This is a genomic window from Pseudomonas sp. ICMP 561, from assembly GCF_002699985.1.
GTDB classification, from domain to species: domain Bacteria; phylum Pseudomonadota; class Gammaproteobacteria; order Pseudomonadales; family Pseudomonadaceae; genus Aquipseudomonas; species Aquipseudomonas quasicaspiana.
The window spans coordinates 160,682-174,895 of the sequence record NZ_LKBT01000002.1; the positions used below are offsets into that span (position 1 = coordinate 160,682).

13 protein-coding genes and 1 pseudogene are annotated in these 14,214 nt (G+C 56.9%); 9 read left to right on the forward strand and 5 right to left on the reverse strand.

Annotated features, from left to right (window positions below):
- Window positions 1-33 precede the first annotated feature (33 nt).
- Complete coding sequence (locus AO242_RS03175) at window positions 34-651, reverse strand: TetR/AcrR family transcriptional regulator (protein WP_099267636.1); 618 nt, start codon at window positions 649-651, stop codon at window positions 34-36.
- 401 nt (window positions 652-1,052) lie between these two features.
- Between AO242_RS03175 and AO242_RS03180 the strand changes: the two genes are divergently transcribed.
- Entirely contained in the window at window positions 1,053-1,721 is a 669-nt protein-coding gene (locus AO242_RS03180; RefSeq protein ID WP_099267637.1) for a DUF3313 domain-containing protein, read from the forward strand.
- A gap of 274 nt (window positions 1,722-1,995) precedes the next feature.
- Here AO242_RS03180 and AO242_RS03185 read toward each other — a convergent pair whose 3' ends face one another.
- On the reverse strand, window positions 1,996-2,313 hold the full coding sequence (locus tag AO242_RS03185; RefSeq protein WP_099267638.1) for a DUF2388 domain-containing protein: 318 nt from the start codon (window positions 2,311-2,313) through the stop codon (window positions 1,996-1,998).
- Between the two features lie 241 nt (window positions 2,314-2,554).
- Here AO242_RS03185 and AO242_RS03190 point away from each other — a divergent pair, with 241 nt between their 5' ends.
- The gene (locus AO242_RS03190; protein WP_027902586.1) at window positions 2,555-3,928 is read left to right on the forward strand and encodes a multicopper oxidase family protein; all 1,374 of its coding nucleotides are present in this window, start codon (window positions 2,555-2,557) and stop codon (window positions 3,926-3,928) included.
- The gene (tadA, locus tag AO242_RS03195) at window positions 3,928-4,410 is read left to right on the forward strand and encodes a tRNA adenosine(34) deaminase TadA (protein WP_027902587.1); all 483 of its coding nucleotides are present in this window, start codon (window positions 3,928-3,930) and stop codon (window positions 4,408-4,410) included. Before AO242_RS03190 ends, tadA begins: the two co-directional genes overlap by 1 nt.
- A gap of 222 nt (window positions 4,411-4,632) precedes the next feature.
- Here the strand turns inward: tadA and mltF are convergent, their stop codons facing one another.
- A complete protein-coding gene (gene mltF / locus AO242_RS03200) occupies window positions 4,633-6,093 on the reverse strand; it encodes a membrane-bound lytic murein transglycosylase MltF (RefSeq protein WP_099267639.1) in 1,461 nt (486 codons plus the stop codon).
- Between the two features lie 237 nt (window positions 6,094-6,330).
- Here mltF and purL point away from each other — a divergent pair, with 237 nt between their 5' ends.
- Together purL and AO242_RS03210 are read left to right on the forward strand one after the other, a co-directional pair.
- Entirely contained in the window at window positions 6,331-10,227 is a 3,897-nt protein-coding gene (gene purL / locus AO242_RS03205) for a phosphoribosylformylglycinamidine synthase (RefSeq protein ID WP_099267640.1), read from the forward strand.
- A 6-nt stretch (window positions 10,228-10,233) separates the two neighbouring features.
- Window positions 10,234-10,545 carry a Nif3-like dinuclear metal center hexameric protein gene (locus tag AO242_RS03210; RefSeq protein WP_099267641.1) on the forward strand — a complete coding sequence of 104 codons (312 nt, stop codon included), beginning with the start codon at window positions 10,234-10,236 and terminating at the stop codon, window positions 10,543-10,545.
- Window positions 10,546-10,863: 318 nt separating this feature from the next.
- On the opposite strand, the pseudogene AO242_RS03215 reads toward AO242_RS03210, so the two are convergent.
- Window positions 10,864-11,283: pseudogene (locus AO242_RS03215) on the reverse strand (L,D-transpeptidase family protein); the annotation flags it as partial.
- A gap of 188 nt (window positions 11,284-11,471) precedes the next feature.
- Window positions 11,472-12,023, reverse strand: coding sequence for an NUDIX hydrolase (locus AO242_RS03220; protein WP_099267642.1), 552 nt, complete (start codon window positions 12,021-12,023; stop codon window positions 11,472-11,474).
- Window positions 12,024-12,179: 156 nt separating this feature from the next.
- Here AO242_RS03220 and AO242_RS03225 point away from each other — a divergent pair, with 156 nt between their 5' ends.
- The 4 genes from AO242_RS03225 (at window position 12,180) to AO242_RS03240 (ending at window position 14,169) form a co-directional block, all read left to right on the forward strand.
- Window positions 12,180-12,776 (forward strand): CoA pyrophosphatase, encoded by a 597-nt coding sequence (locus tag AO242_RS03225; protein ID WP_027902593.1) that lies wholly within the window; start codon window positions 12,180-12,182, stop codon window positions 12,774-12,776.
- 42 nt (window positions 12,777-12,818) lie between these two features.
- Window positions 12,819-13,343, forward strand: a complete 525-nt coding sequence (locus AO242_RS03230; protein ID WP_099267643.1) for a gamma carbonic anhydrase family protein — start codon at window positions 12,819-12,821, stop codon at window positions 13,341-13,343.
- The gene (locus tag AO242_RS03235; protein WP_176560563.1) at window positions 13,343-13,540 is read left to right on the forward strand and encodes a DUF1289 domain-containing protein; all 198 of its coding nucleotides are present in this window, start codon (window positions 13,343-13,345) and stop codon (window positions 13,538-13,540) included. The genes AO242_RS03230 and AO242_RS03235 overlap by 1 nt, the downstream gene beginning before the upstream one ends.
- A 161-nt stretch (window positions 13,541-13,701) precedes the next feature.
- Window positions 13,702-14,169, forward strand: coding sequence for a VUT family protein (locus AO242_RS03240; protein WP_027902596.1), 468 nt, complete (start codon window positions 13,702-13,704; stop codon window positions 14,167-14,169).
- Window positions 14,170-14,214: the final 45 nt, after the last annotated feature.

A 14,214-nucleotide genomic window follows, 5' to 3' on the forward strand; every position in this document is an offset into this window, starting at 1 on the left:
CGTTCGATGCGGGCTCTTCAAGCTCGCGGTGCATTAGCGAGGTGCGGCACCTTTGAGAAACATGTCTACGGCTGTTGTCACCATTTCTTCTATTTCAGCGTGGGTCATGGGGGCCGGGTTCTGTTGGAAAAGCCGCTCTTCGGGCTCGGATGTAATCAGCGAAAGAAACTGTTTTGCCCTGACCCTTGGATTGCCCGGTCTTATTTCACCGCTTTCGATAGCAGCAGACATGAGCGAAGCGAGCGCGTCGATGCCCTGGCTGGGACCTGATTCGTAAAACAGCTTGCCGATGTCCGAGCGACCCGATTCTGCGAGCACCATCCGGTACACCTTGATGGCGGTCGAGTCGTTCGTGACGATCATCAGCATCTGACGCCCGAATTCCAGGAGTTTCTGTTCGAGCGTAATGCCTGTATCCGATTTTGCCGTCAGGTCCGCCACGGCATTGTACAAGTGCGAGGTGGCGTACATCTGGACGACGGCGACGAAGAGTGCATCCTTGGATGCGAAGTAGCCATAAAGAGTGGCCTTGGAACCTCCGAGTCGCGTCGAAACCTCCTTCATGGAGGCGCCTTCGTACCCGAGTTCAAGGAATACGCTGGCAGCCGTTTCTACGATGGCGGTACGTCGACTCTCGGTACGAACCTTCATTATTTCTCCATAAGAGTACACTGGTGTACATTTTAGTGTTGACGGTGACCGGGTAAGCGGCTAAAAGTATACAGGCTAGTACGGTTTTGGGCGACGTGACGGATAGGGTGTTGATTTCAGTACCAAGCGGGGTATTGGCGTAGGTCTTTATAGGCGGAGTGAGCGGGTCAATACAAACTGACTTGATCAAGGTTGCTTTTGATCAGGCCGAAGTTTGGCGCGGCCTCCTGGTGTTATTAGCGCAGCCTGATCACAACTACTTTCAAAAGAAGTATTGAACGGCACAGGCCTTATTGGTTATTTGCAGAAGCATATATCTGCTGACACTTTGCGCCTGCGATATGTAAATCGAGCACTGGCCCCTGAACGCTTTACCGTGTTTAACCTTCGGAGAAACAGATATGTGCGCAGATAAAGAACCCAAAGCGGGTGTGTTTTTACTGTTGGCACTGGCATTGGCCGGGTGCGCGTCTCAAGAGCCTTTTCCGTACGCAGGCATAGAGTCTGCTCGAGAGATGCGACCCAATAAGGCGGATGAGTCTGATCGCGTTCCGTATGCGTATAAAACTCGCGTGGACTGGAGTCGGTACAAGAATGTCATGCTGGAGCCAGTGACACTCTATTCCGGCGCAGATGAGCAGTTTTCCGGGATTACGTCGGAGGATAAGCGTGATCTGGCCAACTACATGACCGTCGAGTTCTCCGAGGCCTTGGGCAAGCGCTTTCGATTCGTGTCCACGCCTGGACCCGATACGCTGAGGATTCGGCTGACCTTGACCGGGGTGGAGACAACGACGCCGGTGCTGGCAACGTTCTCGAGGTTCGACATCGGCATGGGTTCTTATAATCTCGTTCAGGCTGCACGTGATCGCAAGGGGACGTTTACCGGCTCAGTCAGTTACGTGGTCGAGATCTACAACGCATCAACAATGCGTCTCCTTGAGTCCTATGTCTCCCGGCAATATCCGAAGGTGTATGACATCAGTTCGACGTATGGCCGCTTATCTGCCGCGAAATCGGGTATTGAAAGAGGGGCGGACAGTCTGGTTGATACGTTGGCTGAAAAATAGAGTCGCGCGCTCACTAAACAATAGTAACTCTCTGATTGAAGTGCTTCTTATCTGTAGGAGCGCGCTTGCCCGCGATTCAGTGTGTCAGTCGATAAATATGTCGGCTGCTCTAACGCTATCGCGGGCAAGCGCGCTCCTACAGATAATGCAGTGCTTTTTAATGGATAGGTTTGTTTGATATGAGCGTGACGCGGCTAGTTATTTATTTATCCAGACATACAAAAAAACCGGGAGATATATTCCCCCGGCGTTATCTGCAGACAGTGAACAAGTATCAGCGGTCAGTCGGTAAGTTCTGGTAGAGAATTGCAGTCGCCAACTCCATATCCGAGGCCTTCAGCTCAGGGTTTTCAGCGCGTGCACTGGCGATAGCCGCTTCCAGGTACGGGCCCCGGATGCTCCCGCCACTGGCGATAAAGCTGCTGGCATCGTCCTGGGTGGCGACGATCTGCTTGTTGTCCTTGGAAGTCAGGTAGCTGGAGCCGGTGGTAGCCCCCGACGTTAGTACGTTGCGCCAGAACGAGTCGGCCATTGCCGATGCCATGGGGACCGACAGCGCTGCGATGGTGGCTAAAGCGAATTTAAGACGCATGGGCATAAACCTCAATGGGTGGTGTTTTTTCTAAACCGTACAGTACGGTTCATTTATGAAAAGATCAACTCATCCATTTCAATCAAGCCTGTTGCGCCGGATCCGTTGAGCTCCTGAGGGCTAATCTCTGTCGCGCGACACCACCGCACTTAAGTTTTGCCAGATGCAGGTGTATCGTATTCGCCCCTCGCATCGACTCTCGACTGCGACCCGTGTCTGGTTTTTTGAGGTGTTCACGTTTATGTCTTTTACCCGTCGACAAATACTCGGTGGCCTTGTCGGTCTTGCCGTGGTTGGGCTTGGGGCGGGAGGAGCTTCGCGTTACTGGCTGGGTCGTCGTGGGCCGGGGGAGGGGCATGATTTCGAGCTGATCGCCGCGCCGCTCGATGTGGAGCTGGTGCCCGGGCATCAGACTCCGGCGTGGGCCTTCGGCGGATCTGCGCCGGGGACCGAGTTGCGGGTGCGTCAGGGCGAGTGGCTGCGCTTGCGCTTTATCAATCACCTGCCGGTTGAAACCACCATTCACTGGCACGGCATCCGTCTTCCGCTAGAGATGGATGGTGTGCCTTATGTGTCGCAACTGCCGGTCAAGCCGGGCGAGTATTTCGATTACAAGTTTCTGGTGCCGGATGCAGGCAGCTACTGGTATCACCCCCATGTCAGCAGCAGTGAAGAACTGGGACGTGGGCTGGTCGGCCCGCTGATCATCGAGGAGCGCGAGCCCACGGGTTTCAAGCATGAGCGCACGGTCAGTCTGAAAAGCTGGCATGTGGATGAGGTGGGCGCGTTTACCGAGTTCAGCGTGATTCGTGAGGCTGCACGTGAGGGGACGGCGGGGCGGCTTTCTACTATTAATGGCATTCCCCAGGGCGTGATTGAATTGCCTGCCGGGCAGATCACTCGCGTGCGCATTCTGAATCTTGATAACACCGTGACCTATCGCCTGAATCTGCCGGACGCCGAGGCGCAGATTTACGCCCTGGACGGCAATCCGGTCAAGCCTCGGCCATTGGGCAAGGATTATTGGTTGGGCCCGGGCATGCGCCTGTGTCTGGCGATCAAGGCGCCGCCAGCGGGTGAGGAGTTGTCGTTTCGAAATGGCCCGGTGCGCCTGGGGACTTTTCGTTCGGTCGCCAATGACGACGCGCCGGGTGAATGGCCGCCGGAACTGCCGGCTAATCCGATCGCCGAGCCGGATCTGGAAAACGCCGAGAAACTCAATTTCAACTTTGAATGGGTGGGCTCGGTGTCAGTCAATGTCGACAATGGCAAGCCGCCGAGTCTGTGGCAGATCAATGGCGAAGCCTGGGACATCACTGACAAGACCTGCGCTGATCGCCCGATAGCAAAACTGGTGCTGGGCAAGAGCTACATCTTCGAGCTCAAGAACATGACCCAATACCAACACCCGATTCACCTGCATGGGATGAGCTTCAAGGTGCTGGCCTCGGACCGGAGAAAGATCATTCCGTATTTCACCGACACCTTCCTGCTGGGCAGAAACGAGCGCGCACGTGTGGCGCTGGTGGCGGATAATCCCGGCGTGTGGATGTTCCACTGCCATGTGATCGATCACATGGAAACCGGACTTATGGCAGCAATAGAGGTTTCCTGATGCGGCAGCCGCAAATTATTGATCGCAGCCGCGATCAGGACTTCATGCGCGAAGCGTTGGCGTTGGCCGCTCAAGGTGCTGCGCTGGGCGAGGTGCCGGTGGGCGCGGTGCTGGTGCAGGACGGCGAGATCATTGGCCGCGGCTTCAATTGCCCTATCAGCGGCAATGACCCCAGCGCGCATGCAGAGATGGTCGCAATACGAGCCGCGGCGCAAGCGGTCAGCAATTATCGGCTGCCCGGCAGTACGCTGTACGTCACCCTTGAGCCGTGCAGCATGTGCGCGGGGCTGATCGTTCACTCGCGTGTTACTCGCGTGGTGTACGGCGCACTTGAACCCAAGGCCGGCATTGTCCAGAGCCAGGGGCAGTTTTTCACTCAGGGCTTTCTCAACCATCGTGTGTTGTTTGAGGGCGGGGTACTGGGGGAGGAGTGCGGCACGATGCTGAGCGAGTTTTTCAGGATGAGACGGGCGAAGGGCTAACACGAGCTGCTTGATTTGAAATGCGCTCCCACAGAGGCCGGGTTCATCACGTAGGACCGGCTTTAGCCGGGAGGGCGATGGGACATTAACCCAACGTTATCAGCGCCAAAGATACTGCTCTCCCGGCTAAAGCCGGTCCTACGGAATTTCAGGCGACAGAGAGTCTTCCGCAGGAGATCGCGTTTCAGTTCGAGATTGTAGAGAGGTAGACAGAGAAGTCTTTTAAAGCGGAGGATTTTCTTCTGCAGGCTTGGTCTTGTTAACACCCGGCACATGCATATTGCTTTCTGCAACCTGGCTGCCTTCAAGCTGAGGCTGAGTGGCCCAGGTGAGAATGTCGTAGTAGCGGCGGATGTTGGCCACGAAATGCACCGGCTCGCCGCCTCGGGCGTATCCATAGCGAGTCTTGCTGTACCACTTTTTCTGCGAAAGGCGGGGCAACATTTTTTTAACGTCGAGCCATTTATTTGGATTCAGGCCTTCGTTTTGTGCCAATTTCCGCGCATCTTCCAAATGTCCGCTACCAATGTTGTAGGAAGCGAGAGCAAACCACGTACGATCCGGCTCTAAAATCGTGTCGTCCAGCTGTTCCTTCACGTAGGCAAAATACTTTGCACCACCCTGAATGCTCTGTCTGGCATCCAGTCGGTTGGACACACCCATGGCCTGGGCGGTGTTTTGGGTCAGCATCATCAGGCCGCGCACGCCAGTCTTGGAAGTAACGCCGGGCTGCCACAGTGATTCCTGATAGCCGATGGCTGCCAGCAGACGCCAGTCCACTTGTTCTTTCTTGGCAGACGCCTGGAAGTGCTTCTCGTATTTAGGCAGGCGTTCCTGCAAATGCTGGGCGAAGGTGTAAGCGCCCACGTAGCCCAGAACGTCAACGTGCCCGTAATAGCGATCTTTCAACCGCTGCAAGGTGCCGTTTTTGTTGACCTTGTCGAGGTAGGCGTTGATTTCGTTTAGCAGGCTGTTGTCTTCTCCAAGTGCAACTGCCCAGCGCTGCCCTTTACCTTCGCCCAGATCGAAGGCCACGCGCACGTTGGGAAAGTAAACCTGATTCATCGCCAGTTCGTTGGAATCCACCAGCGTGATGTCAGTTTGGCCCTCATCTACCATTCGCAGCAGGTCAACAACCTCAACAGCGTCGGATTCTTCGTACTCGATTGCAGGATTTTGTGCTTTCAGAGCGGCCATCTGTTCGGCATGACTGCTGCCTTTAAGGACCATAATGCGCTTGCCGACCAGATCTGAAGGGTCGGTAGGGCGTGACTGGCCGTTGCGATAAATGACTTGCGGGGTGACATCAAGGTAGGAGTGAGAGAAGCGCGCCTGCTTTTTACGCTGCTCCGTATCGATCAATCCAGCGGCTGCCAGCACCGGACCGCCTGGTTTCTGGATCTGATCGAACAACTCATCAAGGTTGTCGGCTGTTTCGATCTTCAGCTCTACGCCGAGATCTTCGGCGAAACGCTTGACCAATTCGTACTCGAAACCCGTCTCCCCGTTGCGATCCTGGAAGTAGGTCGCGGGGCTGTTGCGAGTGACCACGCGCAGCACGCCGTCCTCCTTTACTCGCTCCAGTGTGTTGGGTTTATCAACACAGGCGCCGAGCATCAGGAAGAGTCCGGTTGCGATGAGCCATCTGGCACAACGAGGGCGGAAGTCTGATTGGGAAAACATCGGAGCAGTATACGCAAAGCGCACCCGTCGCCATATCTCGACAGCGAAGCTCGGGTCTGCTAGAGCACCGCCTTTCTGATGGGCAAGCTGAGGGCTGCGTGAACGGCAACATGAGCCGTGACCCGAGCCGCCGATATGCGGACACCGTCAATCTGGCCGTTTTGGGTGCTCAAGCAGTCGCTTTAGGCTAGAATGCACGGCCTCAAAGCACACCCCCTTCCCGAGGCTGTCCCGAAGATGTTGATCCTGCGCGGTGCTCCTGCCCTTTCTGCCTTTCGCCACAGCAAATTGCTGGAACAACTGAAACAGAAAGTTTCAGCTGTCAGCGGCTTGTATGCCGAATTTGCCCACTTTGCCGAAGTTACTGGCGATCTGACTGGCGAGGAACAGGAAGTTCTCGTTCGCATCTTGAAATACGGCCCGAGCGTGCCGGTTCAAGAACCGAGCGGCCGGTTGTTCCTGGTGATGCCACGTTTCGGCACTATCTCGCCGTGGTCCAGCAAAGCCAGCGATATCGCCCGTAATTGCGGCCTGGCGAAGGTCCAGCGTATCGAGCGCGGTATTACCTTCTATGTAGAAGGACAGTTCAGCGAAGCTGAAGCGCAAATCATCGCCGGTTGCCTGCATGACCGCATGACGCAGATGGTGCTGGGTTCCGTACAGGAAGCCGAAGGCCTGTTCACTCACGCCGAGCCCAAGCCGCTGACGGCGATTGATGTGCTGGGCGGCGGTCGTGCCGCGCTGGAAAAAGCCAACGTCGAGCTCGGCCTCGCACTGGCTGAAGACGAAATCGATTATCTGGTCACCAGTTTCAATGGTCTGGGGCGCAACCCTCATGACATCGAGCTGATGATGTTTGCCCAGGCAAACTCCGAACACTGCCGTCACAAGATCTTCAACGCCAGTTGGGATATCGATGGCGAGAGTCAGGAAAAAAGCCTGTTCGGCATGATCAAGAACACCTATCAGATGCACAGCGAAGGCGTCCTGTCTGCTTATAAGGACAACGCCTCGGTGATCGTCGGCAGCGTGGCGGGTCGTTTCTTTCCGGACCCTGAAACCCGCCAGTACGGTGCGGTGCAGGAGCCTGTGCACATTCTTATGAAGGTCGAGACTCACAACCACCCGACTGCGATTGCCCCGTTCCCGGGCGCGTCGACCGGTTCAGGCGGCGAGATTCGCGACGAAGGCGCAACGGGTCGCGGTGCCAAGCCCAAGGCTGGCCTGACCGGTTTCACCGTTTCCAACCTGCAGATTCCAGGCTTCGAACAACCGTGGGAAGTGAACTACGGCAAGCCGGAGCGCATCGTCACCGCGCTGGACATCATGCTTGAAGGCCCGCTGGGTGGCGCAGCGTTCAACAACGAATTCGGCCGTCCGGCCCTGACCGGTTATTTCCGTACGTTCGAACAGTCCATCAGTACGCCGCACGGCGATGAAGTTCGCGGATACCACAAGCCGATCATGCTGGCTGGCGGTATGGGTAACATCCGTGCCGAACACGTGCAGAAAGGCGAAATCACCGTTGGCTCCAAGCTGATCGTGCTTGGCGGCCCGGCGATGTTGATCGGTCTGGGCGGCGGTGCGGCTTCTTCCATGGCCACCGGTACCAGCTCTGCGGATCTGGATTTTGCGTCGGTTCAGCGTGAAAACCCTGAAATGGAGCGTCGTTGCCAGGAAGTTATCGACCGTTGCTGGCAATTGGGTGACAAGAACCCGATCAGCTTCATTCATGACGTCGGCGCGGGCGGTTTGTCCAACGCCTTCCCGGAGCTGGTCAATGATGGCGGCCGCGGCGGTCGTTTCGAATTGCGTAACGTACCGAACGACGAGCCGGGCATGGCCCCTCTGGAAATCTGGAGCAACGAATCCCAGGAACGTTACGTGATGGCTGTTGGCGCCGAAGACTTCGAGCGTTTCAAGGCGATCTGCGAACGTGAGCGCTGCCCGTTCGCGGTAGTAGGCGAGGCGACTGCCGAGCCTCAACTGACAGTGACCGACAGCCACTTCGGTAACAATCCAGTTGATATGCCGCTGGAAGTGCTGTTGGGCAAGGCTCCACGCATGCACCGCAGTGCTGATCGCGAAAACGAGTTGGGCGATGATTTCGACCCAAGCGTGCTGGATATCGAAGAAAGCGTACAACGCGTTCTGCACCACCCGGCCGTTGCCAGCAAAAGCTTCCTGATCACCATTGGTGACCGCAGCATTACCGGTCTGGTCGCTCGCGATCAAATGGTAGGGCCTTGGCAGGTGCCAGTCGCTGACGTCGCCGTGACTGCGACCAGCTTTGACGTCAACACCGGTGAAGCGATGGCGATGGGCGAGCGTACTCCGCTGGCACTGCTGGACGCTCCTGCTTCGGGCCGTATGGCCATCGGCGAAACGCTGACCAACATCGCTGCATCGCGCATCGAAAAGCTTTCCGATATCAAAATGTCCGCCAACTGGATGTCCGCTGCCGGTCACCCAGGTGAAGACGCTCGTCTATATGACACTGTGAAAGCGGTCGGTATGGAGCTTTGCCCAGCGCTGGGTATCACCATTCCGGTGGGTAAGGACTCGATGTCCATGAAAACCCGCTGGAGCGATGACGGCGTCGAGAAGAGCGTAACGTCGCCGCTGTCGCTGATCGTGACCGGTTTTGCCCCGGTGACCGACATCCGCAAGACCCTCACCCCGGAACTGCGCATGGACAAGGGCGTTACCGACTTGATCCTGATCGACCTGGGTCGTGGCCAGAACCGTATGGGTGCTTCGATCCTGGCTCAGGTTTACGGCAAGCTTGGTCGCGTTGCGCCGGACGTCGATGACGCGGAAGACCTCAAGGCCTTCTTCGCTGTTATTCAAGGTTTGAATGCTGACGGCCACCTGCTGGCTTACCACGACCGTTCCGATGGCGGTCTGTTGACCACCACGCTGGAAATGGCATTTGCCGGGCATTGTGGTCTGGACCTGCACATGGACGGCCTTGCTGAAACGTCGGCTGAATTGGCTGCGATCCTGTTCAACGAAGAGTTGGGTGCAGTGATCCAGGTTCGTCAGGACGCCACGCCAGACGTGCTGGCTCAGTTCAGTGCGGCCGGTCTGGAAGATTGCGTCGCGGTGATCGGTCAGCCGGTCAACAACGATGAAGTCGCCATCAGCTTCAATGGCGAGCCAGTGTTCAGTGGCCAGCGTCGTCTGCTGCAGCGTCAATGGGCTGAAACCAGCTACCAGATCCAGCGTCTGCGTGATAACGCAGAGTGTGCTGATCAAGAGTTCGACGCGCTGCTGGAAGAAGATAATCCAGGCCTGACCGTCAAGCTGGGCTTCGACGTCAACGAAGACATTGCTGCGCCTTACATCAAGACTGGTGTGCGTCCGCAAGTGGCTGTGCTGCGTGAGCAGGGCGTCAACGGTCAGGTCGAAATGGCAGCTGCCTTCGACCGCGCCGGTTTCAATGCGATTGACGTACACATGAGCGATATCCTGGCGGGCCGTGTCGATCTGAACGACTTCAAGGGCATGGTTGCTTGCGGTGGTTTCTCTTACGGTGACGTACTGGGTGCTGGCGAAGGCTGGGCCAAGTCGGCGCTCTTCAACAGCCGCGCGCGTGATGCGTTCCAGGGCTTCTTCGAGCGTCAGGACAGCTTCACCCTTGGTGTATGCAACGGTTGTCAGATGCTGTCCAACCTGCACGAGTTGATTCCGGGCAGCGAGCTGTGGCCACACTTCGTGCGCAACCGCTCCGAGCAGTTCGAAGCGCGTGTTGCCATGGTGCAGATCCAGGAATCGCCGTCGATCTTCCTGCAAGGCATGGCCGGTTCGCGTATGCCGATCGCCATTGCTCACGGTGAAGGTCACGCGGAGTTCGCCAACGATGAAGCGCTGGTCGCTGCCGATGTTTCCGGCACTGTGGCGCTGCGCTACGTCGATACCCACGGCAAGATCACCGAAGCCTACCCGGCCAACCCGAACGGTTCGCCGCGCGGTATCGGTGGCCTCACCACCCGCGACGGTCGCGTCACCATCATGATGCCGCACCCTGAGCGTGTATTCCGTGCGGTACAGAACTCGTGGCGTCCGGAAGACTGGAACGAAGACGGTGCGTGGATGCGCATGTTCCGCAACGCCCGTGCGTGGGTGAACTAAGAAACAATGTACAAGCTCGCGTTCTTTGTACCGCCGAGCCATGTGGAACAGGTCAAAAGTGCCGTATTCGCCGCTGGTGCAGGGCGAATCGGGGCTTATGATCAGTGTTCATGGCAGGTGCTGGGTCAAGGCCAGTTCCGCCCGCTGGATGGCAGCCAGCCATTTATTGGGCGGAGCGGTGTGGTCGAGCAGGTACAGGAATGGAAAGTCGAGCTTGTCGTTGCGGATGAGTTGATTCAGCCAGTAGTGGCGGCTCTCAAGCAGAGCCACCCCTACGAAACGCCGGCCTATGAGGTTTGGCGGCTGGAGGTTTTTTGATCTCCCCAGCGCTAATGATGCGGCATATGGGGACTTGTGGGAGCGAATTCATTCGCGAATAAGGCGGCACAGACGATAAATCTTTATCGACTGTACGTGCCTCTTCGCGAATGAATTCGCTGCCACAGGGATCGCGCTTCCGGTAGGACCGCTTTAGCCGGGAGGGCGTCGGGACATCCGCTGAACTTCCTTTGCCTGAAATACCGTCCTCCCGGCTAAAGCCGGTCCTACAAGATCAAGATCAGGCTTGCTGGCAAACATAGAATCTCCCATAGGGATCGCGCAGGCAGTTAGATATGCGTCATCCCGATGCCTGGATTAAGGCCTGATCTCAATCATCGTGCCGTCCTTCACCAGGCCCCACACTTCCCGCATGTCGTTGTTCTTCAGCGCGATGCAGCCGTTGGTCCAGTCCAGCGTGTGGAAGTACCACTCCGGATATTCCTCATCCACTGGCGTGCCATGAATCATGATCATGCTGCCGGGCTTCACGCCTTCGCGTTTCGAACGCTCGGTATCCGTCGCGTTCGGGTAGGAAATGTGCATCGACAGGTTGTAGTTGGTGCTGGTTTTGCGCCAGTCAAGCCAATAGAAGCCTTCCGGTGTGCGCTGGTCGCCTTCCTTGAGTTTGGTGCCTTTGGGTTGTTTGCCCAGCGAAATACGGTAAGTCTTCAGAGGCTCGCCGCCGCTGATCAGTTGCAATTGGCGAGCTGACTTGAGCACCAGCACCTTGTCGATTTTCTTGTCGGCAATGTTCTCAACGTTGACTACTTTTTCGCCGACGATCTTTTGCTCGCTGCCTTTGGGAACAATGGTCTGGGTAAACGAGGCCTGGGACAACGGCATGAAAGACAAGCACAGAGCAGCGAGCAACCAACGCATCGAAACGGTATCCCTGAAGCGGCGCCTGTAAGGGGCTGGCCTGATTAAGTGTCTTGAATGGGCCGCGACGGCGGCAGGGCTTCGTTACGCACAGGGTAAGCCTGCTCGCGACGATCAGCGAAGAAGCATTCTAGGGTACGCCGGACGGTCATGAAAGCCAGGTCCGACCAGGGTATATCCGCTTCATCGAACAACTGGACTTCCAGGCTTTCAATTCCCGCGGCGAATTCCGGTGTGGCCAGTTCGCCCCGGAAGAACACATGAACCTGATTGATATGCGCCACATCCACCAGCATGTACAGGTTCAGTTCGCTTGGTGTTGCACAGGCTTCCTCATACGTTTCCCGGCGCGCCGCCTGTTCCATGGTTTCACCGTTTTCCATGAATCCGGCTGGCAATGTCCAGAAACCCAGGCGCGGTTCGATGGCGCGACGACATAACAAGACCTTGTTATCCCAGACGGCCAGACAGCCCGCAACGATATTGGGGTTTTGATAATGAATGGTCTGACAGTGCTCGCAGACAAAGCGCAGGCGGCTGTCGCCTTCGGGTATGCGCTGGATGACCGGTTTGCCGCATTGGCTGCAGAATTTCATGGAGGCGTTCAATTGCTGAATTCAGTCGCTATCTTGGCGTGTGCCAAGGGTGATCGGCAAGCTGCGCTTTTGTCTCGTTCACATTGTCCTGCGAGGACTTGGGCAGTTCGCCACTTTGGTGCATGATGCCGGGTAGGCAACAGATCGAGATTTCCCATGCTGGATGAGCTACTTCGCCGCGTAAGCAGTCATACGCCGAGCACCTTTGAGACGGATCGACTTTTTGCCGAAGCTGCGGTGTTGCTGCCGATTACCCGCAGCGACGAACCTGAGCTGATTCTGACACTGCGTGCCAGCGGCCTGTCGACTCACGGCGGTGAAGTGGCTTTTCCCGGTGGGCGGCGTGATCCGGAAGACCGTGACCTGATTTTCACCGCACTTCGCGAAGCCGAGGAAGAGATTGGTCTGCCGCCGGGGCTGGTTGAAGTGATCGGGCCGCTCAGTCCGGTGATCTCCAAGCACGGTATCAAGGTCACGCCTTACGTGGGGTTGATTCCCGACTTCGTGGAGTACCGCCCCAACGATGCCGAAATCGCTGCCGTGTTCAGCGTGCCGCTGGAGTTCTTTCGTCAGGACACCCGGGAGCATACCCACCGCATCGACTATCAAGGTCAAAGTTGGTACGTGCCCAGCTATCGTTACGGCGAGTTCAAAATCTGGGGGCTGACCGCGATCATGATTGTCGAGTTGATCAATGTGCTTTATGACAGCAAGATCAGCCTGCGTCACCCGCCAGAACATTCCGTGATCTAAGCATCGATTACACGGGCCGCAGAGCCTTGAGGATACTTGTGCATGAAATACCGTCTGGGCGATTTTCGCGTCGAAACCCATCCACAAAGCTGGGTTGCGCCTAATGCTGTGCTGATTGGCAAGGTCAAGCTGGAGGCGGGGGCCAATGTCTGGTTCAACGCGGTGCTGCGTGGTGATAACGAGCTGATCCATATTGGAGAGAACAGTAATGTGCAGGACGGCACGGTCATGCACACCGATATGGGCTCGCCGCTGGAGATCGGTAAAGGCGTGACGATTGGTCACAACGCAATGCTGCATGGCTGCAGCGTCGACGACTACAGCCTGATTGGCATCAACGCCGTCATTCTTAACGGCGCGAAGATCGGCAAATACTGCATCATTGGCGCTAATTCACTGATCGGCGAAGGCAAGGTTATCCCTGATGGCTCGCTGGTCATGGGTTCACCGGGTAAAGTGGTGCGCGAACTCACTGATGTGCAGAAGAAAATGCTCGAAGCCAGCGCCGCCCATTACGTCCACAACGCCCAGCGCTACGCTCGCGACCTGATGTCGCAGGAAGACTGATGGAAACCGAACGCCGCGTAGCCTCTCCGTGCGTCAGCATCTGTGCGCTGGATGACGACGACGTCTGCCTGGGATGCCAGCGCACTGTGAAAGAAATCACTGACTGGCACGCCATGAACAATGACCAGCGCCGCGCCGTGCTCAGGCTCTGCCATGAGCGGGCCGAGGCGAGTGGGCTGGTGTGGAAGTTGTCCTGATCGACTGGAATCTGTTGGAGCGAGGCTTGCCCGCGAAGAACGATAACTCGATTAGTCTGGCTAAACTCGCGTTATCGTTCTTCGCGGGCAAGCCTCGCTCCAACAGGTGGCGGTAAGGCTGATACTATTACCCATCCTCCCCGCCACATAAGCCTCACCTCATGCTCTTCCTGATCGCCTATATCAGCAGTGTCGTGCTGATCAACTTTGCTTTCTCTGCCGCGCCGCATCTGGACGTTATCTGGTCCGCCTGGGGTGGGTTGGTGTTCGTGTTGCGGGACATGGTGCAAACCCGTTTTGGGCATGGGGCGATCCTCGCCATGCTGGCGGCTTTGGTGCTGTCGTATGTGACGTCCGACCCGACTATCGCGCTGGCTAGTGCCACGGCGTTTGCGGTCTCAGAGTGCATCGACTGGCTGGTATTTACTGTAACCAAGCGCCCACTGCGTGATCGTTTGTGGCTCAGCTCTGCGCTGAGTATTCCGGTGGATACCTTTATCTTTTTCGGCATGATCGATGCGCTGACTCCGCCCGTGATTATCACGGCGCTGGTTTCCAAATTCGTCGGCGTCACGGCCGTCTGGCTGATCATGACCTGGCGTGCACGCAAGAATGCGAGTGCGGGCTGAGAATTACGGGCCTTCGTGGTAAATTGCGCGCCTTTCTCCACAGCG

Excerpts from the sequence above, each read along its gene's own strand:
- AO242_RS03190 (WP_027902586.1), top strand. The coding sequence starts at position 2,555 with ATGTCTTTTACCCGTCGACAAATACTCGGTGGCCTTGTCGGTCTTGCC.
- AO242_RS03180 (WP_099267637.1), top strand. The coding sequence starts at position 1,053 with ATGTGCGCAGATAAAGAACCCAAAGCGGGTGTGTTTTTACTGTTGGCA.
- AO242_RS03230 (WP_099267643.1), top strand. The coding sequence starts at position 12,819 with ATGAAATACCGTCTGGGCGATTTTCGCGTCGAAACCCATCCACAAAGC.
- AO242_RS03220 (WP_099267642.1), bottom strand. The coding sequence starts at position 12,023 with ATGAAATTCTGCAGCCAATGCGGCAAACCGGTCATCCAGCGCATACCC.
- AO242_RS03210 (WP_099267641.1), top strand. The coding sequence starts at position 10,234 with ATGTACAAGCTCGCGTTCTTTGTACCGCCGAGCCATGTGGAACAGGTC.
- AO242_RS03225 (WP_027902593.1), top strand. The coding sequence starts at position 12,180 with ATGCTGGATGAGCTACTTCGCCGCGTAAGCAGTCATACGCCGAGCACC.
- AO242_RS03235 (WP_176560563.1), top strand. The coding sequence starts at position 13,343 with ATGGAAACCGAACGCCGCGTAGCCTCTCCGTGCGTCAGCATCTGTGCG.
- AO242_RS03185 (WP_099267638.1), bottom strand. The coding sequence starts at position 2,313 with ATGCGTCTTAAATTCGCTTTAGCCACCATCGCAGCGCTGTCGGTCCCC.
- tadA (WP_027902587.1), top strand. The coding sequence starts at position 3,928 with ATGCGGCAGCCGCAAATTATTGATCGCAGCCGCGATCAGGACTTCATG.
- mltF (WP_099267639.1), bottom strand. The coding sequence starts at position 6,093 with ATGTTTTCCCAATCAGACTTCCGCCCTCGTTGTGCCAGATGGCTCATC.
- purL (WP_099267640.1), top strand. The coding sequence starts at position 6,331 with ATGTTGATCCTGCGCGGTGCTCCTGCCCTTTCTGCCTTTCGCCACAGC.
- AO242_RS03240 (WP_027902596.1), top strand. The coding sequence starts at position 13,702 with ATGCTCTTCCTGATCGCCTATATCAGCAGTGTCGTGCTGATCAACTTT.
- AO242_RS03175 (WP_099267636.1), bottom strand. The coding sequence starts at position 651 with ATGAAGGTTCGTACCGAGAGTCGACGTACCGCCATCGTAGAAACGGCT.